21 protein-coding genes, 1 tRNA gene and 1 rRNA gene are annotated in these 25,006 nt (G+C 43.7%); 12 read left to right on the top strand and 11 right to left on the bottom strand.

The genetic code is table 11. The features are described 5' to 3' along the window. Positions 1-203 precede the first annotated feature (203 nt). From rrf to I3255_RS09090, 9 genes are all read left to right on the top strand, one after another. A 5S ribosomal RNA gene (gene rrf, locus I3255_RS09130) occupies positions 204-317 on the top strand. Positions 318-605: 288 nt separating this feature from the next. After that, positions 606-1,046, top strand: coding sequence for a thiol-disulfide oxidoreductase DCC family protein (locus tag I3255_RS09125; RefSeq protein ID WP_238038558.1), 441 nt, complete (start codon positions 606-608; stop codon positions 1,044-1,046). Positions 1,047-1,547: 501 nt separating this feature from the next. Beyond that, positions 1,548-2,027 carry a hypothetical protein gene (locus I3255_RS09120; RefSeq protein WP_238038557.1) on the top strand — a complete coding sequence of 160 codons (480 nt, stop codon included), beginning with the start codon at positions 1,548-1,550 and terminating at the stop codon, positions 2,025-2,027. A 68-nt stretch (positions 2,028-2,095) separates the two neighbouring features. Continuing rightward, positions 2,096-2,917, top strand: a complete 822-nt coding sequence (locus I3255_RS14970) for a TIGR02391 family protein (RefSeq protein WP_238038556.1) — start codon at positions 2,096-2,098, stop codon at positions 2,915-2,917. 69 nt (positions 2,918-2,986) lie between these two features. Then, positions 2,987-3,559 (top strand): hypothetical protein, encoded by a 573-nt coding sequence (locus I3255_RS09110; protein WP_238038555.1) that lies wholly within the window; start codon positions 2,987-2,989, stop codon positions 3,557-3,559. Next, positions 3,522-4,217 (top strand): hypothetical protein, encoded by a 696-nt coding sequence (locus I3255_RS09105; RefSeq protein WP_238038554.1) that lies wholly within the window; start codon positions 3,522-3,524, stop codon positions 4,215-4,217. The genes I3255_RS09110 and I3255_RS09105 overlap by 38 nt, the downstream gene beginning before the upstream one ends. Positions 4,218-4,359: 142 nt before the next feature. Then, positions 4,360-4,773 (top strand): OsmC family protein, encoded by a 414-nt coding sequence (locus I3255_RS09100; RefSeq protein ID WP_238038553.1) that lies wholly within the window; start codon positions 4,360-4,362, stop codon positions 4,771-4,773. Positions 4,774-4,777: 4 nt separating this feature from the next. After that, the gene (locus I3255_RS09095; protein ID WP_238038552.1) at positions 4,778-5,239 is read left to right on the top strand and encodes a flavodoxin family protein; all 462 of its coding nucleotides are present in this window, start codon (positions 4,778-4,780) and stop codon (positions 5,237-5,239) included. Between the two features lie 67 nt (positions 5,240-5,306). Then, on the top strand, positions 5,307-5,966 hold the full coding sequence (locus I3255_RS09090; protein WP_238038551.1) for a DUF938 domain-containing protein: 660 nt from the start codon (positions 5,307-5,309) through the stop codon (positions 5,964-5,966). Between the two features lie 101 nt (positions 5,967-6,067). On the opposite strand, the gene I3255_RS09085 is transcribed toward I3255_RS09090, so the two are convergent. Beyond that, entirely contained in the window at positions 6,068-6,859 is a 792-nt protein-coding gene (locus I3255_RS09085) for a dienelactone hydrolase family protein (protein WP_238038550.1), read from the bottom strand. Positions 6,860-7,285: 426 nt separating this feature from the next. Here I3255_RS09085 and I3255_RS09080 point away from each other — a divergent pair, with 426 nt between their 5' ends. Both I3255_RS09080 and I3255_RS09075 read left to right on the top strand, forming a co-directional pair. Further along, complete coding sequence (locus I3255_RS09080) at positions 7,286-9,373, top strand: catalase (protein ID WP_238038549.1); 2,088 nt, start codon at positions 7,286-7,288, stop codon at positions 9,371-9,373. A 176-nt stretch (positions 9,374-9,549) separates the two neighbouring features. Then, positions 9,550-10,338, top strand: a complete 789-nt coding sequence (locus tag I3255_RS09075; RefSeq protein WP_238038548.1) for an MBL fold metallo-hydrolase — start codon at positions 9,550-9,552, stop codon at positions 10,336-10,338. Between the two features lie 74 nt (positions 10,339-10,412). Here the strand turns inward: I3255_RS09075 and I3255_RS09070 are convergent. From I3255_RS09070 to leuS, 6 genes are all read right to left on the bottom strand, one after another. After that, positions 10,413-10,488, bottom strand: a tRNA-Lys gene (locus tag I3255_RS09070). 194 nt (positions 10,489-10,682) lie between these two features. Continuing rightward, a complete protein-coding gene (locus I3255_RS09065; RefSeq protein ID WP_238038565.1) occupies positions 10,683-12,632 on the bottom strand; it encodes a MacB family efflux pump subunit in 1,950 nt (649 codons plus the stop codon). 250 nt (positions 12,633-12,882) lie between these two features. Beyond that, a complete protein-coding gene (locus I3255_RS09060; protein WP_238038547.1) occupies positions 12,883-14,202 on the bottom strand; it encodes an efflux RND transporter periplasmic adaptor subunit in 1,320 nt (439 codons plus the stop codon). A gap of 279 nt (positions 14,203-14,481) precedes the next feature. Next, entirely contained in the window at positions 14,482-15,567 is a 1,086-nt protein-coding gene (locus I3255_RS09055) for a DNA polymerase III subunit delta (RefSeq protein WP_238038546.1), read from the bottom strand. A 166-nt stretch (positions 15,568-15,733) separates the two neighbouring features. Beyond that, positions 15,734-16,447, bottom strand: coding sequence for a hypothetical protein (locus tag I3255_RS09050; protein WP_238038545.1), 714 nt, complete (start codon positions 16,445-16,447; stop codon positions 15,734-15,736). Positions 16,448-16,497: 50 nt separating this feature from the next. Then, entirely contained in the window at positions 16,498-19,185 is a 2,688-nt protein-coding gene (gene leuS, locus I3255_RS09045) for a leucine--tRNA ligase (protein WP_238038544.1), read from the bottom strand. A 236-nt stretch (positions 19,186-19,421) separates the two neighbouring features. On the opposite strand from leuS, the gene I3255_RS09040 reads away from it, so the two are divergent. Then, positions 19,422-19,793 (top strand): arsenate reductase, encoded by a 372-nt coding sequence (locus I3255_RS09040; RefSeq protein ID WP_238038543.1) that lies wholly within the window; start codon positions 19,422-19,424, stop codon positions 19,791-19,793. Between the two features lie 154 nt (positions 19,794-19,947). On the opposite strand, the gene argB is transcribed toward I3255_RS09040, so the two are convergent. The 4 genes from argB to mgtE all read right to left on the bottom strand — a co-directional run bounded on the left by argB (position 19,948) and on the right by mgtE (position 24,919). Further along, entirely contained in the window at positions 19,948-20,850 is a 903-nt protein-coding gene (gene argB / locus I3255_RS09035; RefSeq protein ID WP_238038542.1) for an acetylglutamate kinase, read from the bottom strand. Positions 20,851-20,924: 74 nt separating this feature from the next. Then, positions 20,925-22,772: a phosphomannomutase gene (locus I3255_RS09030; protein WP_238038541.1), complete on the bottom strand. Its 1,848-nt coding sequence runs from the start codon at positions 22,770-22,772 to the stop codon at positions 20,925-20,927. Positions 22,773-22,936: 164 nt separating this feature from the next. Continuing rightward, the gene (gene dut / locus I3255_RS09025) at positions 22,937-23,401 is read right to left on the bottom strand and encodes a dUTP diphosphatase (RefSeq protein ID WP_238038540.1); all 465 of its coding nucleotides are present in this window, start codon (positions 23,399-23,401) and stop codon (positions 22,937-22,939) included. Between the two features lie 126 nt (positions 23,402-23,527). After that, positions 23,528-24,919 carry a magnesium transporter gene (gene mgtE / locus I3255_RS09020; protein ID WP_238038564.1) on the bottom strand — a complete coding sequence of 464 codons (1,392 nt, stop codon included), beginning with the start codon at positions 24,917-24,919 and terminating at the stop codon, positions 23,528-23,530. Positions 24,920-25,006: the final 87 nt, after the last annotated feature.

Here is a 25,006-nt window from a genome sequence, read left to right as displayed (position 1 = left end):
AACCTGTACTAATTGCTCGTTTGGCTTGACCATACAACACCCAAGTGGTTTGTATATAAGTCTAATTAATCTATCTTGTATAGCTTACGCTATAGAATAAAAGAAAGAACATTTCGATATCACCGTTAACCTTGATTCAGTTAGGTTATGTGATACTTAGTCAAATAAGTAAAACTATAACAGACTCATATCTAACCCCCTTTGCTGACGACAATAGCGCGATGGCCCCACCTGATCCCTTCCCGAACTCAGAAGTGAAACATCGTTGCGCCAATGGTAGTGTGGTTCGCCCATGTGAGAGTAGGTCATCGTCAGCTCTCTATTCTGACTAGCCCCTTGATACTAACGTATCAAGGGGCTTTTCTTTGTCTACAATTTTGTTTCTGCCCTAGTCAACCTCATTAGTTGTCTCTACCTAGTTACTTCCTCTATCCATATCCCGTGTTATTGTATCTTTTTGCTCTTGTATTTGTTCTTTGGCTAATCTTGGCTATCTACTATTAAGACTCATCAAACCACACTCTACTTCTACATTTAGATTGTTGCTTAGCCATATTAGTGTTAAATTTACTCAACAATAAGTGATTATTTAGTAGAGTAAAAAGATGAGTACTGACGAACTCCCTCCTAATATTGGTGTTTCAGACAAAGTCATTCTATTTGATGGTGTTTGTAAACTCTGCAATGCGTGGAGCAATTTTATTATCAAGCATGATCGACAGCGCGTTTTTAAGTTGTGCAGCGTGCAATCAAAAGAAGGCAAACAGATACTTCTTCATTTTGGTCTACCATCTGAGTCTTATGAGACTATGCTCTATGTAGAGGGCAACCAGTCCTTTCAAAAGAGTGAGGCATTTTTTCAAATAATGACTCAGCTGAGCTATCCATGGAAAATAGTTTGCATTTTTAAAGTGATTCCAAAGCCGTTACGTGATTGGGTGTATGACCGGATTGCTTTAAATCGCTATAGTCTTTTCGGTAAATACGATTATTGTACTTTACCATCGCCGGACCATGAGGCACGCTTCTTAGATGCAGAACAATAAGCTTTCTCATGTCTCGTTTGTTAGTAGATTACTATTAGGATTTTTGTTCATTTATCATGGTTTAGTACCCAAAATACTGTGGTTAAGTGCAGTTGAAGTGGATTTAGTTTCGCTAAGTGGTCTTAGGATCCCTGCTAGTATTGCCTCTCCATTAGCTGGTATTGGTGAAATAATTTTAGGTTGCCTAATCATATTCTTAAAAAAATCGAATATTCCTGTGTATATAGCAGCGGTAACGCTATGCTTATTATTACTTTTCGTCGGTCTATCAAGCCCAAAATACTTGGTGGGCGCATTCAACCCCGTTACTACTAATATTTTAGGACTAGGTTTCTGTTATTTCATACTGTTTGCCAGTAAACATGAAAAGTCATGAGAGATGGCTTAAACCGATGAAGACTGACTTTGAAGCTTTGTGTAGACAAATAATATAAAGTCGATATTTTACGTTCTAAATGATAATAGAATCCGCTTAATACAGCATTATAGAAAGGTAAAAGAATGGATATCGAGCAGGAGTTTTCAGCGAAAGTTCGAGAACATCTACACGGACTTACTTCTAGTATAAAGCCAGTTTTAAAAGAGTTGATTGCGTATGACTATCCAAAGGAAGTGGTGAGTTTAGAATTTGAAGTATTTGCTAACGAATTTACAAAAGGGTTTCCAGTCAGAGCTTTTTTCATAGACGCAAATAACTCCGAGCACTTCGTTTATGTCAATGGTGAAGCACAGTATCCATCGCCTGTTGCTCCAGAGTTGTTAGAGATAGAGCATGTCTACCCTTATGAGATTGAAGAGAGATATACCAATCAAGATGAAGAGTTTGATTTATGGAGTATCGCAATCGATGAGCTTATCCAATGGTTTTCACAGTGCTGGAAAGAAGTGGGTGGAGAGTCGTTTCAGTTAAAGGCAAACATTGCGCCTCATGATAATGATGAGGTGTATAACCTTGTAGAGAGTAAGTGGGAAGAAGGATAGAAGTGAGTAAAGAAGATTAGGGAAAAGAATGGTAGAGTTTGGTGTTAAGTAACTGAGGTAAAAAACAAGTGAAAGCTAAATTTGCGGGTATTCAATATCTAGGCGACAGCGGTGTCACACAAATATGTAAAGAGGCAGTCATACAGCTTATACATGCTGGTGAAGACATAAGAGACGTGAAAATACTCACTGTTGAAGAAACTTATTCACATGCGCTATTGCTAACTCTCAAATATGATATTCAGGTTATCATCAAAGGTGGTTTTGCTTCTGGTTACAATGGAGAGGCACCAAAAGGATATGCATTCGTCTTAAACCTATTACGCAACTATACAGACAGTATTAATGAATACATTATTCCAAAGTCGATTTTTGAACGTATCTCCAATCCAAGTTTAACTGTGAAAGATTTGGAATATATCAATAGTATCGAGCCAGTGCGTCCTAATAGATGGCATGACGCTGTTTATCTCTATAAGGATCGTGAACGCAGTATTTTTAGTGAGTTTCCGCTTACTATTCCTATGGCATTGCTTGACCCACGCCTGATTGAGCTAGCATTGGATTTTGATAAGAATCCAGATAGTGCAATTATGAGTGCATACCGAAAGCTTGAGTCTATCGTCAAAGCGCGTACAGGCTTGAATAATGAAAGTGGCGTTAAGCTGTTTGCAAAAGCATTCCAAGGTGACGATTCGATTTTGTGTTGGGAAAACTTAGATTTAGGTGAATCTAAAGGCAGAGCATCGCTGTTTACAAGTGTCTATATGGCTTATCGTAACAATCGGGCACATCAAGAGCCTCGTCATGATCTAAGTGATGATATTCGAGAGTTTATATTGATTAATCAGTTATTTGTTTTAGAGAGTGAGTCAGTAGTGAGAAAATAAGAAAAGGCTTCTTAATATGTGATATGAAAAATTTTTCTGTTAATAAAAATATTGTTTTGGAGTAAAAAATTGAAAGTTCAATGGAAGAAAAATAAAAATTTGAAGCCTAGTATTATTCTAAAAAAGATTGATGATGAAAAGAGGTTGGAGAATAACAGGGTTAGCTTTTCTGGGTTTGAGTTTCATGATGCTATGGTCGCTATAGAAAGTATGATAGATTTCCCAAGTATAGCTGATGACTTGGATAAACATACTCTTGTGCAAAAAACAGTGTGGCAAGCCGCTAAAAGTACTAAAATCGAAGCAGATAAATTTCTTATTATTCTTAAAGAAAATATAGTTGTAGAATTGAAAAGGAGAAATAATAATTATTATTTATTGACTTCTTTGTCTATGAGATTGTTACATACAAAAAAAATAATATTTGATGGTTTTGTTTTTAGATTTTATAAATATGATTTTCCTAAAAAATTTAAAGGTAGAAAAAAATTAATAAATGAAAATAGAGATAGTAAAGAAACTGAGTCAAACGGTTATATTAAAGTGGTAGTAGAAATAGAAGCTAAGTCTGAAACTATTGCTACTAATAAGGCAATGAAAGCACTTGACATTTTGCGTAGTTTTTTTCTGTATACAATGTAATAGTTTTTCAGAAATAATTGGTGATGAGTATGAGCCAATTAATAAAATTCGTTTAGGAGAATTTCATACATTACACAATGCATCAGGGGATATTTTCGAGGATACATTTTGGTACGATCCTAGCTATTCTAAAGCTAAAGTGCATGTTTTTGGAGATGAGAAAAATACTGTTAAAAATGTAAGAAATATAATTAATACTTTTTATAAATTTGATAATAAGTATAGAAGTATTATATCTGATAGTATGCTGAGATTTGTCCGTGCTTTTGATGAAAAAAACCAAAATGTTGCTATCTTGAGAGTTTGGGGAGCATTAGAGGCTCTAGCAGCACCGAATGAAAGTAATTGTGATTCTGTAACCACGCGGTGCGCATTCATCTTTAAGGATTATGAATACCATAAACAGATACTTGAGCACCTGAGGGAGTATCGAAACCGAAATGTACATGCTGGACAAGAAAGTGAAATAGCTAAGACTTATGGATTTCAAATTCAAAAATATTTTAAACAACTATTTTTATTTCATATCAGACAGCAAGGTAACTTCAAATCTATAGATGAGGCTAATAGTTTTTTAGATTTACCAGCGGATAAAGAAAAGATATTACATTTGCAGAGTATTATAGAAAAATCTATTAGTTTTAGAGGGCATGGCTAAATTTTTGAATTGAAAGTTTAGCTTATCATTCATTAGTATCAGTGATTTCATGAAATATATTGAGATAAACTATATAACTTTATCAATATTTTCGCCTTATTCACTATGTTTTAGTATATGACACCCACACAAGAGAACCCCCATGACCACATCAAAAGTAACTTACCAAGGCGATTTGCGCACCACCGCCATTCATTTGCAATCAAATAATGAAATCATCACCGATGCGCCAACCGACAATCAAGGCAAGGGCGAGGCGTTTTCACCGACTGATTTGCTAGCGACCAGTTTGGCCAGTTGTATGCTGACCATCATGGGTATCAAGGCCCGTGACATGGAGATTGACCTTGCAGGCACCACGGCTGAAGTGACCAAAGTCATGGCCGCTGATCCAAGACGCGTGAGTGAGATCCATATCATCGTGACCTTTGATAAGGAACTTGACGATAGAACGCAAACGATCTTTTATAACACCGCATTGACTTGTCCAGTGGCCAATAGTATTCATCCTGATATCATGCAGAACTTAACGTTCCGTACTGCTCGTGGCATCTAATACCATGGCAAAAACGTTATTGATTGTCGCTCATGCACCATCGCCTAATACTGAGAAGTTGGCGCAAGCGGCGTATGCTGGTGCCAATCATCCTGATATAGATATCAATGTCGTTCTGAAGTCGTCGCAGGACACGCAGCCTGAAGACGTATTGGCTGCTGATGCCTTGCTATTAGGTACGACTGAAAATCTGGCATATATGGCAGGGCTGACCAAAGACTTCTTTGACCGCTGCTATTATCCCGTGTTGGAAGAGAAGCAAGGCATGCCATTTGCACTATATATACGTGCAGGGCATGATGGTACGGGTACCAAGCTTGCGATGAAGATGATTACAACGGGGCTGCGTTGGTCATGGATTCAAGAGGCGCTGATACTACAAGGCGAGTGGCAAGACAGCTATGTTGACCAAGTAGAAGAGCTTGCCATGACGTTAGCCGCTGGCGTTGAGGCGGGTATTTATTAGTAGCATATTTTGCCAGTGATTCGCGAAATATGCTGCAAATGTAATGGGCAGTCGAAGGAGCGTATCAATGCAAAACGATCATCTAAACAGCCAAGTGGATATCGACGCGTTGCCATTCTCTCAAGCGTGTGAGAATAATAAACAGCCCATTCTAGAAGTATTGCAAAACGAGCTGCAAGGCTTTACGCACGTGCTAGAGATTGGCTCTGGAACGGGTCAGCATAGTGTTTATTTTGCGCCGCATTTACCTGAGATACAGTGGCAAACCAGCGATGTCACTAGCAATCACCGTCATATAGCAGCTTGGTATCATGCTTATCCTGCGCCTAATCTATCTCTGCCATTAGTGTTTGATTTGGCGTACGATTCTGTACCTATCAATAGTCAGTCAGCAAATAGTAATATAGCCAAGCCTTATGATGTGATATTTACGGCCAATACGCTACATATCATTAGCTGGGTGTTAGTTGAACGATTATTTGTACTGGCTGGTGATGCGTTACCTGTAGATGGTAAGCTGATTGTCTATGGCCCATTTAACGAGCATGGTAACTATACTAGCGCGGGCAACCAGCGATTTGATGCGATGTTAAGGCAAGGTAATTCTGACAGCGGGATCCGTCATAAAGAAGATATTGTCAGTTTGGCAAGTACTCATCATCTAACGCTTAGCAAAACGTACGCGATGCCTGCCAATAATCAGCTATTGGTCTTTCAGAAGTATTAAATGATTAGGACATCAAAAAAAGACACCTCATTGATGATTCGTTGAGGTGTCTTTTTTTTTGCATTTCTTATGCAGTTACTGATGTTTTTTATGCTGCTAAATTATTTATACTCATCTGCTAAGAAGTCCAAATAACGTTTCCAAGAGCGTTCATCGGCACGGGCATCATATCTATCACTGCCAAATACGCTAAAAGCATGGGGTGCGCCACTGTAAGTGACCATTTCATGAGGAACTTTTGCCGCTTCTAGCGTTTTGCCCAGAGTCGCAAAGCTCTCTAGAGAGACAGACTGGTCAGCTGAACCATGGAATACCAATATCTCTCCAGTGGTTTTGTCATAACTTTGACCAGTCGGAATATCAAAGGCGCCATGGAAGGGGACAAAGGCTTTTTGCGGGAAGCCTGAACGGGCCAACTCTAATGCAACCGTACCACCGAAACAATATCCCATGGTCGTGCCGTTACGCACATCATTGCCCTCCAGTCGTCCAGCATTCAATGCACCTTGTAGTATGCGGCGCATTTTGTTGCGATCGTCATACAATTCGCCTGTTAAGCGTTTGTTTTCTTCGACAGAGGTCGGACGAATGCCTTGCCCAAACATGTCTGCTGCCAGAACGTTGTAGCCTTCATTTGCTAGCATATCAGCGCGTTTGCGCTCATAGTCTGTCAAACCATCCCAGTCATGAATGAGTAAAATAAAAGGAGCATTGGGCTTATCTGCTTTGGCGTAATAGCCTTCATACGCTTGGTTATCCACTGTATAAGTGACGTTCTTGGTCGTGATAGCGGCCGCTGTTTGGCTGACAGTCAATGCCATGAGACCCATTGATGCACCCATCAATAATGAGCGGTAAGGTTTTTTGGACGAGAAATTCGAAGTTGGTAACATAGTTGATAGCCTTATAGTTATATAAAAAAGAGATAAATATATGGCTAAAAACCATGCCAATGTTATTTATCGATGATCTCTAGTACGCCATAAAAGCATACCTTAAAGAATAACTACATTACAAGACTGGATTGTTAACGTTTGGGCTCACTCAAAAGTCGTCAAGCGGTTGAGTGACTGCGCACGTAAACTTTAACCAAACATCAACAAGGTTCACTATATATGCAACTATAAGCGACTCAGTTTTTGGGTAAGATAAGCCGTATGCCTTTTATTCCTTTATCTTTTTTAATAATTGGTCATGCAGCAGCACAGACAAATAATCGACAGATGAAGTCAGTATTATCCCAAAGGATACAACACCTGTGTAAGCACATTTTTAATGGTCTTAGAAGAGACTACTTTACTCATTAGCTAGGATGTTTTATGAATAATAATATCGATCATACCGACCCAGCCAAAGACATGAATACTGAACGCGGCAATGGGGGCGAAACCCACCAACGCGCAGGCGATGACACCAAAGTATTGACCACCCAACAAGGCGTGGCTATCTCTGACAATCAAAACTCACTAAAAGCAGGCGCACGCGGTCCTACGCTCTTAGAAGATTTTGTACTACGTGAAAAAATCAACCACTTTGATCATGAGCGTATCCCTGAGCGTATCGTCCATGCTCGCGGTAGTGCGGCACATGGCTATTTTGAGCTGACCGAATCATTAGAAGAGTATACAACGGCCAAAATCCTTACCGAGACTGGTAAGCAGACGCCACTCTTTACCCGTTTTTCGACCGTTGCTGGTAACAAAGGCTCAAAAGACACGCCACGTGATGTGCGCGGTTTTTCTGTCAAAGTCTATACCGAAGAGGGCAACTGGGATATCGTTGGTAACAACATGCCTATCTTCTTTATCCAAGATGCGATTAAGTTTCCAGATTTGATTCATGCGGTCAAGCCTGAGCCAGATCGCGGATTCCCACAAGCGGCGTCTGCCCATGATACGTTTTGGGATTTTGTCTCATTGAGCCCTGAAACCATGCACAACTTAATCTGGCTGATGAGTGATCGTGGTCTGCCACGTAGCTTACGTATGATGGAAGGTTTTGGTATTCACAGCTATCGTTTGATTGATAAAGACGGTAAGAGCACTTTTGTACGTTTCCATTGGAAACCCGTACTTGGCGTACAGTCAACCACATGGGACGAAGCCGTAAAAATCTCTGGCGCAGATCCTGATTATCATCGCCGCGACTTGTTTGAGTCAATTGATAATGGCATGTATCCTGAGTGGGAGTTTGGCGTTCAGTTATTTACTGAAGAAGAAGCGAATAACTTCCCATTTGACCATTTAGACGCGACCAAGCTCATTCCAGAAGAGCTAGTACCGGTGAAAATCGTTGGTAAAATGGTCTTGAATCGCAATGTAGATAATTTCTTTGCCGAAACGGAGCAAGTAGCGTTCTGTCCATCACACGTGGTACCTGGTATCGACTACAGTAATGATCCATTGCTTCAAGGTCGTCTATTTAGTTATCTAGATACGCAGTTGTCACGTTTGGGCTCACCAAACTTTGCGCAAATTCCAATCAATGCGCCAAAATGCCCGTTTGCCAACAACCAGCAAGATGGTCATATGCAAATACAGGTGCCTAAAACGCGGGTGCTCTATGAACCACAAAGCCTTGATCCAACACGCCCACGTGAAAGCGCCAAACGCGGATTTGCCTCATTCCAAGAGCAGATGGATGATGGCGTTAAAGGTCGTATCAGAGCAGAAAGCTTTGCTGATCATTACAGTCAGCCGCGTATGTTCTATCGTAGCCAGACCGATGCAGGCAAGGCACACATTGCCTCTGCATATGCGTTTGAGCTGGGTAAAGTAGACACTGCACATGTACGTACTCGTATGCTCAGCCATCTGCCGCATATCGATGAAGACTTGGCCAACCGTGTGGCAAATGCCCTTGGTATGGAATTACCAGAGCCTGCTGATGCCGCTGCACCTGTACAGGATCTAGGAACGTCAAAAGCGCTTCAAACCATCGGTATCTCACCGAAGAGCCTAAAAGGTCGCTTGGTCGGTATCTTAGTTGCTGAAGGCTCAAGCCATAGTGAAGTCAAGAAGTTTGAACAAGCCGCTATCGACGCTGGTGCTAGCGTCAAGATCGTCGCGCCTAATAAAGAAGTGACGTTAGACGATGGCACGCACATTCAAGCGGACGAACGTCTTGCTGGTGGCCCTTCTGTGCTCTTTGATGCTGTGGTCAGTATCATCATGCATCCACCAGCCAAAAAGCTGGCCATGGACAGCGCAGCACTAGATTGGTTCAATGATGCTTATGCACATTGCAAAGCGATCGCTTATTGCCCTGCGACTGAAGAACACATCTTGAGCAAATTGCCTATCGAAAAAGATGCGTTTGTGACGCCGCTTGATGACGTTGCTGGTTTTATCGAAAATGCTAAGACCCGTCTGTGGGAGCGTGAACCAAAGGTACGTGATCTTGCGTAATTTATATATATAAAATCCATCTTTAATAAGAGACCCAGCCTAAGCGCTGGGTTTTTTTGTGAAAAAATCATACAAAACGGTGGTCACAAGCGTTCACTGAAAACGATTTGTTTTGTATTGATTATCGCTATACTAAAAATACAAAGACACTAGGATCAGATGATCAGGGATGATAAATGAGTTCGTGTGAGATTGTACGCTTAGAGGGGTATATCCAGAGTAGCTACCTTGCGGTATATCCAGATAAAATAATGCTACTAGATGGCTGCTGCCGTGCCGATGTGCCGATGGTGCTTGATTATATCAAATCAACGCTAAAGCGACCCATTACCGACCTAAAAGTTGTGGTGGTCACACACATGCATCCGGATCATGCGGGCGGTGCGCGTAAGTTTCGACAAGAGACAGGTTGCCTTATTGTCTCTGCTGACAAGAAAGATCAGTGGTACGGCGGTATTGGTGGACGAGCGATGCATTTTGTCGATATCAATCTAGGGTATTATGTGGCGCGGCGGCAAGGTCGCCCATTTAAAAATCTGTATTATTCGGCAAGCCTAAAGCCAGACATCACTGTCACAGACGGTGACCTTGTCCCAGAGTTCGATGAATGGCAAGTGTTAGAGACGCCAGGACATACGGATCGTGATCTGTCTTTACTTCATCTGCACAGTCGCCAAGTATATACGGCTGATCTCATCATTAAATTGCGCCATAAGTTTGTTGCGCCGTTCCCTGTCTATGACCCCAAAGCCTATAAGCAATCGTTAAAAAAAATAAGAGATTTAAAGCCATCAATAATAATGATGGCACATGGTCGAGAGCGGGCGATGAGTAGGGCAGAGTTTGATGAGTTCATCGCTCAAGCACCCAAATACCCGCGTACGATTAAAGACACGATCAGCCATAAACTGCTATGGCGTAAGAAAGGCAGCTTCCGACTTTTTAAAAGGCAACGTCATAAGTAAACATAGAATAAAGAACTAAAAGTGCAGACGAAAAAAAGCCCAGCTACTATCATAGTAACTGGGCTTTTCAAATATGGTGGGCTGTCCGCGACTCGAACGCGGGACCAATTGATTAAAAGTCAACTGCTCTACCAACTGAGCTAACAGCCCTAACGTTTAAAGTGTTTGTATCCCTAAACGTGAGAGCACATTATATATATAATTCTGACAATTACAACCCCACATGATAAAAAAAGTGTAATTCTCTTATAAAATTGCCAATTTATTCCAGTTTCTTTAAGTTTTTGCCATTATATCGATATTGACTGCTCTATTTTTGGCTAAAGCGAGTCAATAATCAATTATTAGTCTCGAGAAAGCGCCTCGACGGGGTCAAGTTTGGCAGCATTACGTGCAGGCAAGAATCCAAATACTACGCCAATCAATGTCGAGCAAACAAACGCGGCAATAATAGAAGTCGGTGAGTAGATGACTTTGAAACTATCACCGCCCACACTATTAATCAGCTCACCAATGGCAAATGCCATTCCAATACCAATCAGTCCTCCTAGGATACAGACTAAAACGGCCTCAATGAGAAATTGCTGCATGATATCGCTTTGACGCGCACCGACTGCCATACGAACACCAATCTCATTAGTGCGCTCGGTGACAGAGACTAGCATGATGTTCATGACCCCAATACCACCAACAATCAACGAAATAACTGCAACTGATGAGATAAGTAGGGTCATTGTACCTGTCGTTGACTCAATCGTCTGGCGAATAGAGTCTGAATTTCGTAGCTCAAAGTCATCTTTGCCATGGCGACTTTCTATCAAGTCAGAAATGGCCGTCTCTGCGGCACTAGAAGAGATACTATCATCTAGCAACGCCACAAAGCGGTCAATATTGGTACTACCGGTGACGCGCGACATCACCGTCGTATAAGGCATATAGATAGTAGGCGTCGTTACACTGGGGCCAAAGCCACCATCGCTCTCTTCAAGTACGCCAATCACGCGTCCAGGCACACTACCAACCAATATTACCTCGCCAACAGGATTATCAATATCTGAGAAAAAGGTCTGTTTAGCGTTGTCATCGATGATGATATCTTGACTACGTAATGTAATGCTTTTTGCATCAAACCCTTGGCCCAATGCTAATGTCTCACCAGTGACGGTGAGATAGTCTTCACCAACGCCATTGACGGTAGCATCCTCCTGTATATTACGATAGCGGACACTAGAGCTGGCATTTACCTGAGGGCTGACACTGATAATATAGGGCTGATTGCCGACCGCCTCTGCATCTTCTGGTGTCAAATTGTCATCATTATAACGGCGTCTAGGGTCGCCTCTAGGGTAGCCATCATTGACGGTAATGGTATTGGTGCCTAGCGAGCTAATATTGGCGAGGATTTGCTGCTGAGAGCCTTGTCCAAGACCTACGATAGATACAACCGCAGCGATACCGATGATAATGCCGAGCATAGTCAGTAGGGTACGCATCTTATGCGCACGCATGGCAAGCAAAGACATTTTGAAAGCTTCAAGCAGTCGATCAATAAAACTACCAAAGGCACTTTTGCGATGCTCGCCAAGGATAGATTCTGGTTTTTTGTCTGTGTGCTTATAATGCTCAGTTTGATAGTCAGCGATGACATGGCCATCTTTTAGCTCAATCACACGCTCCGCTTGTGCTGCTAGTTTTGGATCATGAGTGACCATGATAATGGTATGACCTTGTGCGCTGAGGTCATGCAAAATCGCCATGACATCTTCGCCAGACTTACTGTCTAGGGCACCAGTTGGCTCATCTGCTAAGATAACATCGCCACCATTCATCAGTGCACGAGCGACAGAAACACGCTGCTGCTGTCCACCTGAGAGCTGATTGGGACGATTGTTGACCTTATTGCCAAGGCCGAGGTCAGTTAGTAGCTTCTCAGCACGATTGGTGCGTGCCTCGGTATCCATGCCCGCATACACGGCAGGGACGGCGACGTTGTCTTTGGCACTGATATCACCAAGCAAATGATAGCGCTGAAAAATAAAACCAAAGTGCTCACGGCGCAGTTCTGCTAGCTGATCGGCATCAAGCTTACGGGCGGATTGACCATAAATCTTATAATCACCAGCAGTGGCTTGATCTAGGCAACCTAAGATATTCATCAAGGTGGACTTACCAGAGCCTGACTGTCCAATGATAGCGACCATCTCACCTTGGTAAATCGTCAGATTGATATCATGCAAGACGCGAATGGTTTGCTCACCAGCAGGGAACTCTCTGATAATGCCAGATAGTTCCATAATGGGTTTGCCTGATGCAGAGTGGTTAGCGGTATTGGTTTTTGCTGAGTTGTTTGAGCGATTAGCAAAAGTGTGTGACCCTAAGTTTTGAGCCGTGCTACTTTCAGAGCTATCTTCAGTCGACGGTTTAGGGGATTGAGATATAGTCATAGCAGTGTCTTTAATAAAGGCTAATAAGCGTTATAGTGTTGTTATGAAAGGGCTGCTATGTTTAGCAAGCCTTTCTTACTCAACATAGTCAAAACACAAGTTACATTCGAGGTCCACCAGGTACGCGGCCGCTACCTGATTTCTTACCGCTTTCTTCACTGATGATTACTTCTTCCCCTTCTTTCAAACCACTTAAGATTTGCGCGTTTACTCGGTTATCAATACCGACTTCTACAGTACGCTCTTCTACGGTTCCGTCATCTTTTAATACACGTACAAACTTGCCCGTTGTTGATTTGCCTTTTTCTTTAGCTCGCTTTTCTTGTATCACTGTTGATGGTACTAATAGAGTGTTTTTGGCTTCGTTGACGATGATATATATCTGTGCCGTCATATCGATTCGGAACAAGCGGTCAGGGTTTGGTACTTCTACGTAGCCGACGTAATAGATAGCAGCGTCTGTCGAGCTGGTGCTACTGATCTGCTCTGGGGCAGGTTCGATAGCAGTTAATGTCGCATCATACTGCTTGTCTGGATTACCGATAATATTGAAATAAGCAGGCATACCAGCACTGACGTTAATGACATCAGCTTCTGAGATTTGCGCGTTGATACGTACGGTCGATAAATCTGCTAACGTCACTAATGTGGGCGCCGTTTGGTTAGCATTGACCGTAGTGCCTTGCTCAGTCGTAATAGAAACGACTGTACCTGATATTGGTGCACGAATCGTGGTATAGCTGAGATCTTCTTCAGCAGTACTGACGTTGGTTCGTGATTTGCGTAATGCTGCTTGCTGACTGTTGATATTGGCTTCTGTGGTCGCAATCGCGGCTTTAGCTGTGTCGATAGCCGCACGTGCATTGGCAACGGCTGCTTTTGCAGTCTCGACACTGGTCGCCTGCGTGTCATATTCTTGCTGGGAGATGGCATCGATAGCGACTAAGTCTTGCAAACGCGCAAAATCAGACTGTGCTTGTTTGAGCTCAGACTGGCGGCTAGCAAGATCGGAATAGGCACTTTTTAGTGCTGCCTGTTTGCTGAGCGATTCTGCTTGCGCACTTTGTAGCGCAGCTTCACTTTGCTCAAGGCTGGCTTGTTCGTTGCTCAGGTTGTTTTTTTGGGTCACTTGATCAATCTGTGCAATCAAGTCGCCTTGCTTGACTTCGTCACCGACTTCGACGTATAGGCGTTTTACTTCACCAGATACCTGCGCGCCGACATCAACGGTATTCAACGCTTTTACTTTACCAGACGCCATGACATTGTTTTCAATATCACCGACTTCAACGGTTGCGGTTAAATAGTTAGGTGTGGTTTCTTCTGGTTTTAAAAAAGTATAGGCCAAAGCCCCTAATGCTAAGATAATTAAGGTGATGACACCCCATTTAATAGCAGATTTTCTGCTTATTTTGCGCATGACAACAATCCAATCACAATTAAATCAAGTGTAGATATAGTAGAGACTTCATGTACGAAAGGGAATGATAATTAGTTTACGAAAGGTTAAGGCTTGTTTAGAACAGATAACATGACAGAAAATAAGTGGCTGCTAATGGTTGGATATTAGAAAGAATATATTTAGCAATGGATAAGAAAAAGGTATGTTTTAGAAAATGTTTTCAGTAGGATGACTTTGACAAAAAAGTAATAGAAAGGGGGAAAAATAGAAAGGCATGCCCAATCATTAGCGGCTCGTCTATCGCATCGCAAACAAACGCTTACCTGCAAGCTCTAATGCTGCTTGCAATAGAAGCTCCCATGCTGGCTGGCGAATAAGGCCTTTTATGGCTTGGTCACAACGATAGAGCAAAGCAGGCCACTCGGCAGTTTGGGACTTTGACTGACGACGGCAGGCTTGTTGATAAAGACCCTGCTTGCTACGCCAAATGCCTAATGCTTGCGGGTCTTGTCCATCCATCAGTTGTATAATTTGCCGCATGTCTTTACTGATTGCCCAAAGCACCAAGGTGGTCGGCTCATCTGTCGCCTTTAGCTGAAACATGATTTTGGCAACCTGCGTACTATTGCCCGCGAGCATCGCATCAGACAAGTCAAACACACTAAATTGAGCGTCACTGACCAAAGCGGCTTGCAAGTCTTTGATGTCCAGTGCCACGTTGTTTACCGGCTGCGTAGAATTATTAGAGTGCTCGTTATCTTCATGATTATCACTGTTGCTAACCGCTAATTGCGGTGCAAACAAATAGGACAGTCGCCATAGCGTTTGATAAGCACTGAGTAGATGGTGCTCAGTGTGTGACATCAATAGCTGCCACGCTTCTTGCGAGAGTCTTAACCCAAACTTTTGCGCCTGTATCTGCAACAACTGCTGGCGCTGCTGCTCGTTGTATAAATTGCAATCAATGACAGTGCCGTATTGAGCAAAAGGGGTAAACCATTTACTGCTCTGACTGCGTTTGTCTTGCTTGGGTGTTAACCATAATACGCTATGACTGTGCGCACCTGTTTGCGCCTCAACCGCAAAGCGCTCAAGCTCAGCAATAACTGCTTTATCAGGCTTATGGTTGCCAGTCACGATTACTGCACTGGCATCATCAAACAAAGACTGGCTGCCAAGCTCTGACAACACTTCTTGCCAACTCTTCACCGATATCAGCTCTATGCGCTTGATAGCGTAGTTTTGCGCGCGCCAATGCGGACGCAGCGCATCAATCAGCCATTGACTGAGTAATGGCGCATCACCATGCGCCAGCCACAAGCCCGCTACCGCAACCGAAGATTGCAGGAGTTTTGGATAAGCTTGTATAAAGGTATTTTGCATAGCGTGGTAGGACACAGGTTGGTAAGCAGGTGATAGTATTTGCAAAAATATGACGAGCGCTGTCGAACTTGCTTAGCTAACTAAGTATATATAGTGCGTACGCTCGTTGTTCTTCATACTTAAATGACTGCAAATGGTAGAGCTTCATAACAGTATTTGTTAAAAGTTACTTCTCAGGTACGACAACAACCGTTGGCGTTGCGCCTTTATTCATCAGTACAGACTGTTTGGCAGCAGGTGCGACTTTCGGTAGCGAAATCGCCACATATTGATCCGTGATACGGCGTGCTAAGCTGTCATAGAGCCAATCACGAATCTGGTCGCCTTGCTGATCGTCAGTACTGACGGAGGCTTCATTGTACTGATAGCTACGCTCGACTTGAATGGGGTTGGTAAGCGTGACGGGCTTGCCATTTTCGATCGTCTGGTAGCTGACATCGGCGGAGAGTACCAAGCGAATCTCTGTCAATACACCCACCAACTCGTAACGTTTAAAACGCACGTTACTGATATCGATCGCTGCAATCGGTTTAGCATCAGCTTGTTGATTGCTGCGAATCACATCATCAACTGTCATATTGTCAATGACATCGACACCTAATGTGGTTAGGCGGCGTGTCAATGGCAATTTTAGAGGAAATGAGGTGCGATTATCTTCGATAATGACGGCTGTCTTACTGTCATTAAGCAGCATAGGGGTGTCATAACCGCGTAGCTGAAAACCGCAACCACTTAGACCCGCCGTTGCACCCAATATCGCAAACATAGGTAATGCTGCGAGCATTGCGGTTGCAAGCTTACGCCCACCAGATTGTTTTGCACCAAAGTGCAGTGCGCTTGGCGTTGGTTGTGACTGTCCAGCTCGATGCTTGTATGACATAAACGCTATCCTCATATGATAAAAAGGCTTAGAGTACTAAGCCTAGGCGACTAGCCTGCAACCACAATATTGACCAGTTTGTTGGGTACGACGATTTCTTTTTTGATCTCGCCTGTGATGAACTTTGCCACGCTTTCCATCGTTCGAGCCTGTGCTTTTAGCTGCTCAGGATCGCTGTTTGGTGCCACATCCATCTTACCACGCATCTTACCATTGACCTGTACCACCATCGTGATCATGTCCTGTACCAGCGCACTTTCATCAACGGCTGGGTAGTCCAACGTTAAAGTATCAAGGCCTAGCTGCTCAAGCAAATGCTCACCAACGTGCGGCGCATAGACAGACAGCATAATCAGCAGATTGGTCAATGCTTCGTGTTTAACGTGTAGCTCTTGCTCGCTACTGGCGTTAAAAGAAGTCAGCTCATTCGCAAGTTCCATCAGGCTTGATACTGGGGTGTTGAGTGCCAAACGATCACCCAAGTCACTATCAATCTTAGCAATGGTTTCGTGCGTTTTACGGCGTAAGTTTTTAGCTTCTTTGCTCAGGCCCTCTGTGTTCAAGATAGCACCGTTCAGCGTATCAATGCTGATATTGGCGGCCGTTAGCGCTTGCATATGATCATTGGCAATGCGCCATACTTTTTTCACAAAGTTATAAGGACCTTTTAACGCATCATCTGACCATTCAAGCGTCTGGTCAGCAGGTGCGGTAAATAGCGTATATAAACGAACCGTATCTGCACCATATTTATCGATGGTTAGCTGGGGATCAACGCCATTGTTTTTCGACTTAGACATTTTCTCAATTTTACCAATCGTGACTGGCTGACCATCTAGTTTTAAGATGGCTTTGATCGGTTGACCACGTTCATTGAAGTCAATATCGATATCTTCTGCAAAGTAGTAAGTCGTACTGCCATCAGCGTTGACACGGTAGAAGGTACCAGCGAGTACCATACCTTGCGTCATTAAGTTGGCAAATGGCTCGTCGCCAGTGACTAAGTTTTCGTCACGCATGAGCTTATGGAAGAAACGTGCATACAACAGATGCATTACCGCATGCTCGACACCGCCCACATATTGATCAACCGGCAGCCATTTGTTGGCAGCAGACTTGTTGACCATGTTTTGCGCATCAGTCGGGCTAGCAAAGCGGGCGTAGTACCAGCTTGACTCTACAAAAGTGTCAAAGGTATCGGTCTCACGCTCGGCAGGGTTGCCACATTTAGGACAAGTAGTATTTACAAACTCTGGGATGTTTTTGAGTGGGTTACCGCGACCATCAGGCACGACATCAGTCGGCAACACAACTGGCAAGTCTTGCTCTTCAACAGGCACCGTACCACAATGCTCACAGTTGATCATTGGGATAGGGCAGCCCCAATAACGCTGGCGCGACACGCCCCAATCCCGCAAGCGATATTGGATTTTTTTCTTGGCAAGCTCTTTTGGCTCAAGTTTGGCAAGCATTGCTTCAAACGCCTGTTCAAAGTCTAGGCCATCAAACTCACCTGAGTTGACCAAAGTATTGCGCTCAGTGTAAGCAAGATTAACCTCAGTCTCGTTTGCTTTAGCATCCGCTTTAGCGTCGTCAAAATAGCCATCAGGCGTATGGATAACTTGCTTAATCGGTAGATTGTACTTAACCGCAAACTCATAATCGCGCTCATCGTGAGCAGGAACGGCCATAACTGCGCCCGAGCCGTAGCTCATCAACACGTAGTTGGCGACCCAAACAGGTACTTCTTCCCCAGTCAGTGGATGCGTCACAGTCAGACCTGTGTCCATACCGATTTTTTCAGCTTTGGCAAGATCCGCTTCAGCCACTGAGCCTTTTTTACACAATGTGCAGAACTGAGCGATCATGTCATCATTTTCAGCAGCGTATTGTGCAAGTGGATGCTCTGCGGCAACGGCGACATAGGTCACACCCATCAAGGTATCAGGACGAGTGGTGAATACATCTAGCGTGTTTTCTTCGCCAGCAAGCTCATAAGGGAAGTGGACTTCCATACCTGCACTACGACCAATCCAGTTGCGCTGCATGGTCAATACTTCAGACGGCCAGTGACCTTCTAGCTGATCCAAATCGTCTAGTAGCTCATCAGCATAGTCAGTGATGTTGAAGTAGTACATTGGGATATCGCGCTTTTCAACGGCAGCTCCACTACGCCAGCCTTTACCATCGATGACTTGCTCGTTTGCTAGGACAGTATTGTCAACTGGATCCCAGTTAACTGTTGAAAGCTTTTTATAAACCAAGCCTTTTTTGTACAACTGCAAGAATAGCCACTGCTCCCACTGATAGTATTCAGGGCTACAAGTGGCAAATTCACGTGACCAGTCAATGGACAGTCCTAGCAATTTAAGCTGCGCACGCATGTTGTCGATGTTGGCAAATGTCCATGCAGCAGGTGGGGTCTGGTTGGCAATCGCTGCGTTTTCTGCTGGCAAGCCAAAACCATCCCAGCCCATTGGCTGCATGACTTCATAGCCTTTTAGGCGATAATAACGGCTTAATACGTCAGAAATCGTATAGTTACGTACGTGGCCCATGTGCAGCTTGCCGCTTGGGTAAGGGAACATCGACAGCATGTAACGGCTTGGTTTGTCGCTTGGCTCATTGCTGACCTCAAAGCGCTTGTCAGTGGCCCATTTGGTTTGCTGCGCGGCTTCTATCGCTTGTGGGTTATAATAATGGTTGTCGGTCTGGTCTGCTGTCACGGCGTTGCTCATAGTCGGCTCGAAATTGGTTGATACTGATTTATTTAATACGGATTTGTTTAATACTGTTCAAAATAGGTGGAATTTGACAATGCCATAGCATAGCGTAATTTGGCAAAAATTGCGACGATATGATGCATTCGCTTACCAGGTTTGACGATTAAAAGTAATGCATTCTCTATATCCAGTCAGCCTTCGGTATAATAGAAATATTCACAAGCATTTATGAGCAATAATAAGGAGTCAACATGACCATCACCATTTACGGTATCAAGTCTTGTAGCACGATGAAAAAAGCGTTTACTAAGCTAGACGAGCTGGGCGTCAGCTATGATTTTCATGATTATAAAAAACAAGGTATTGATAAAGATACAGTACAGCGCTGGGTAAATGAGCTAGGGATTGATAAAGTGCTCAATAAGCGTGGAACGACATGGCGCAAGCTAGAGGAGAGCCAAAAGCAAGCGGCTGACGCCAGTGTGGACAATGCCATTGAGCTATTGATTGAAAAAACCAGTATGATTAAACGTCCGATTGTAGAAGGTCAGCTAGCAGATCAAGATCAGTCAATCTTGTTATGCGGTTTTGATGAAGCGGAGTTTGAGACGGCTTTTTCGTAGAGAGGTAACTTTCTATTTATTATTCTACATGACCAGCGTTCAAGTATTTCTACCCTAAAAGCCAAAAAGTTTAAAAAAACAGAAAAGAGCCCAAGCTTTGCATTAGCTTGGGCTCTTGTATATTAACAGCTGATAATAGTCACGTGTTATTGTTCTAACTATCTACCTCACGGCTGATTAAGGTGCCAACGCCTTCGTTAGTGAAAATTTCCAATAAGGTTGCGTGGGGCACACGGCCATCAACGATTACCGCACTTTTCACGCCGCTACGTACCGCATCAAGCGCACACTGAATTTTAGGAATCATACCGCCTGAGATCGTGCCGTCTTCGATTAAGCCATCGACTTTCTTTGGCGTGAGTCCAGTGACCACTTCGCCGTCACGGCCCAATACGCCTTTGATATTGGTTAATAGCATCAGTTTCTCTGCTTGCAAAAACTCAGCCACTTTACCAGCGACTAGGTCAGCATTGATGTTGTAGGTGTTGCCTTCGCTATCCACACCAAGCGGTGCAATAACAGGGATAAAGTCAGAGGCAATCAGCATATTAATCACATCTTTGTTGACGCTGACCACGTCGCCCACGAACCCTAAATCGACAGGAACAGCGATACCATCTGCACCGATTTTTTCCATCATCAGTTTCTTTGCTTGAATCAAGTTGGCATCTTTACCGGTTAGGCCGATCGCGCGTCCGCCATGCTTATTGATTAAGCTGACAATGGATTTGTTGACACTACCGCCCAACACCATCTCTACAACATCCATGGTGCTTTTGTCGGTGACACGCATACCATCGATACGGTCTGATTGACGCCCTAATTCTTTGAGTAGGTTGTCGACTTGTGGACCGCCACCGTGTACAACGACTGGATGCATGCCCACAGTTTTGAGTAAGACGATATCGCGAGCAAATGAGCTTTCAAGCTCAGGATCGGTCATGGCATTGCCGCCGTATTTCACCACGATGAGTTTATCAACAAAGCGCTGAATATAGGGCAGTGCGGTGGTTAATACCTCGGCGGTGTTTTTGGCGTCATCTAAATTAAGCGTCATTCCTAACTCCTAAAGGGCGGGTTTTAAATGGGTTGTTCTTTTTAGCATATTTAATCGATACAGGTTTAATGCCGTTATTCAGCAGGCATGGCGACAATCTGTGTTGCCAGATCTGTATTAAATGGGCGACATAACGCGGCAAAGGTCGCTTGAATGTCTTTTAGGTCATCCATGCTGTCACCAGCGAAGCGTGCAGTCAGGCTATTACTGGTATTTGATTGACGTAATACGCCAAATCCGTGCGCAAAATCCAAGCGGACACCATCAATGCAGCTAAGTCTAGTGCCAGCTGGCAATAAAGACTTGGCTTGTTCGACGGCTATATGTGATCTGACAGTGGAGCAAGTACAGACTGGTGACTCACATATAGCAGCTGGTAGATCAGCGGCGTCTAGTCGGTAATCAGAAATATCAAACAAATCAGCATGAGTAGTCACGCTCGCTAGCTGCTGCAAGTAGGTACAAACCCTCGTTAATTGCTCCATAATTGAGCAATCTGTCCTAGCAGTCTGCGGCATCGGCAAATAATGATCAGCCGTACTGACCATGGCGGGCAAGCGTTGAAGAATATCTGATAGCGCATTTTTATCATCTAAGATATTACGAGGCTTGGCAAACCAATGCAGTAAGCGCAATGCAGCATATATGGCATCATCATAAGGGATAAAGCGGCCATCATTAAAAATAAAATGCCCTGATAGCTCGCCAGCAAAGACAATTTGACTATTAGGATGCTGTACCTGTTGGCGCATAAAGCTGCTACCAGTCTTACTAATCACTGGCATCGCGCCAAGATCCGCCAGTAGCTTTGGCAGATGATGCGCGCATTTAATATCAAATAGCACCTCAGACGCTAAGGAGCTGGTCAAAGAATCAGGACGCTCTGTAACGGCAATGCGTGCCAATAAGTAGAGTAGGTGATCAGGCATGACCACTTTGCCGTTATTATCAACGATCATCAAACGATCACCATCACCATCAAATGCCAGACCAATATCGGCATGGTGAGAAATGACAGCTTGCTGCAACGCGGTTAGACGGTTGGGCTCGGCTGGATCAGGATTACCCAGAGGAAAACTGCCATCTGGCGTGTCATTGAGCACAATAACATGCTGGCAAAAACGGTCAAATAAGCGCTGAGTGATGTTGCCAGTGGCACCGTGCATACAATCAATAACCACAACCAGATTAAGCTTAGATGCTGTTTTTTGGTTGTTTGTAGGTGCTGCTTGATTATCCTGCGTCAACTGACAAAAGACTTGCTCGATAGCCGCGATATAGACGTCTGTTACTTGCTTGGCAGGCAGTTCTTTAGGCAACGTTCTAGACAATTCAGTACTGCTGCTAATATTTGTATGACGTGAGTCTGGTTCTGAGTCTAAGGTTGCTTGCTCGACTTGGTTTTTAGATGAGTAATGAGTATGAGAGATTAATTGTTGATACAGGGTTTGTATCTCTACATTACTGGGAGATTTATGATTGACCAGCCACTTGATACCCAATATGTCTCTGGCAGAGTGACTGGCGGTTACAATAATGCCATGACCTTGATATTGCTTTGCCCAAAATGCCATCATGGGTGTGGTAACAAGACCAAGCTGGATAATGCATAAACCCTGTTGGGCTAATACAGTAGAGAGTGTACGTGCAATCGATTCGCTGCCATGGCGCATGTCATAGCCAATAACGACGATAATTTCGGCTGCTATATTCTGCTGGACGTTAACGGTGTTATCGGGAGGGCAAGTAACAGCAGTAGCAGCCTGGGCATTACCATTTTTTGTGAATTGGCTGCGTTGAGAGCCATAGAGCTGAGCAAAACGATTGCCGAGCGCTTGTACAAACTCATCGGTAAAATGCGTGTTTGTACCACGGATATCATAAGCACGAAATAAGGATTGCTGCGCCGCAAAAGATGGCATGGCTTATTCTCCTTATTGACGTGGTAAATAGGTGATTATGAATACAAAATGGACAGCGCAATATTCTATTAATGTAAACAGATAAATTCTAGTCGCTATCTTGGTTACGATTTGGCTTAATGACGATCTAAGTCGCTGTCCAAAACTTACTTGCCAATGAATGGTTACTGACGACCTGAGTGTCCGAATCCGCCAGCACCGCGTACGCTTTCATCACTGAATTCTGCAACCACTTCAAACTCAGGACGAGCAACAGGCACCACGATATACTGTGCCATGCGCTCTGCAGGGTTCAGAGTAAAGTCTTCGTTACTGCGATTCCAAATACTGACCATCAGCTCACCCTGATAGTCAGCATCAATCAGCCCAACCAAGTTACCCAAGACGATGCCATGCTTATGGCCAAGTCCTGAGCGCGGCAATATCATACCGGCATAATTAGGGTCTTGAATATAAACGGCAAGGCCTGTACCTATCAAGTGAGTTTCGCCTGCTTTGATCGTTAAGGGCTCATCAATACAAGCACGTAAGTCGATACCAGCACTGCCATCGGTGGCACGAGTTGGCAAAGAAAATGCTTCATCTTCAGTAATCTTAGGGTTAACCACTTTCACTTGTACAGCTTGCATAACACACTCACTTAACGATTTAGAAGTTTTATAAATTAAGACCATTCAACATTATTGTATAAACAACAATGATATATAAATAGCAATGCTATATTTTTATTGAATACTTTATTATTTAACAATTCACTAGAGTATTAACACACTCGCCAAGCCTAAAAATGACATAAAACCGACAATATCTGTAACAGTGGTTAGAATCACTGAGGCGGATAGTGCAGGATCGATATTCATACGTTTTAGCATCAGCGGTATACTAATTCCCGAGACATTCGCCGCCGTCATGTTGATCGCGATGGCAAAGCCAATGACAGCACTAATTTCGATGTCATGAAACCATAATTGGGCAATAAATGCCATGATTATCGCCCAAATGATACCGTTTATCGCGCCAACCCATAGCTCTTTGTTAAGGAGCCAGACTCGGTTAGAACCACCGATTTGACCCATTGCCATACCGCGGATAACGACTGTCAAGGTTTGCGAGCCTGCAATACCGCCCATACTAGCGACCACCGGCATCAATATCGCCAGCGCCACCACTTCTGCCAACACTTCCTCGAACTGTCCAATCACTGCTGCTGCTAAAAGCGCGGTGCAGAGGTTAATGCCCAACCAGACACTACGGCTTTTAGCACTGGTCAAAATAGGCGCGAACAGCTCTTCATCTTGGCTAACACCAGCAAGATTTTTCATAGTGCTGTCGACATCATCTTGGATAATCTCCATGATGTCTTCGCCATTTAGCTGTCCAACCAGCTCGCCATAGCTGTTTGTCACAGGGGCAAAGCGGATATCTTCTGAACGAAAAATCGCCGCGGCATCTTGGATATCTAGGCGATCATTAATCGTGATAGCGGTATCAATCAGTTCTGACACTAACGTTTTTTGGTCATGTTTAATCAGATCTACCAGACTCAATAGCCCAAGTAATTGCTGGCTTTGATCGACCACGAGCAGCTCTTGGCTTTCGTCATCGAGTAGATCCTCGTTTTCGCGCAGCCAATCCTGTACATCCGCCAGATAGATATCATCCCGTATTTGGATAATATCAGGATCCATGTAGCTCCCAACTTCCCAGTCATCATACGTATCAAGTTTATTGACTTGGACGCGCGTTTCTTCATCGAGCGTTGCCATGACTGAGGTACGCACGCTCTCAGTAACGGTATCCAAAATCTCAGAGATGTCTTGGGCATCAAGATCTTGTGTAAATAGCGAGATTTCTTGAGAAGAAATATTCTCTAATAATGGCTGGCGGGTATCGTACTCGAGCTCAGCAAGTACCTCACCTTTAATGCCCTCTGGTACTTGCTCCCAGATGAGTAGGCGGTTTTGAGTCGGGAAAGATTCTAGTAGGCTTGCAATCTCATACTCAGACTGCTTTTCTAAAAATTCTGTAATCGCCTCATATGCTTTATCAGCAACCAAATCCTGCAAATACAGCAGTTTATATTCGGCACTGTATTCAGCCGGATTATAATCTCCTGGTAGCACTGATGGTCGTTCCTGATCGGGCATCGAGGTAGGCATAAGTATTCCAATATCTTTTATAAAGTGTCAATAATAGCAAATGGCAAAACGTCGGGTTAGCGTTTGCCGAGTCAG

This window comes from Psychrobacter sp. Ps6 (genome assembly GCF_022129235.1).
GTDB lineage: Bacteria > Pseudomonadota > Gammaproteobacteria > Pseudomonadales > Moraxellaceae > Psychrobacter.
This window is presented reverse-complemented; position numbering and strand designations above follow the sequence as displayed.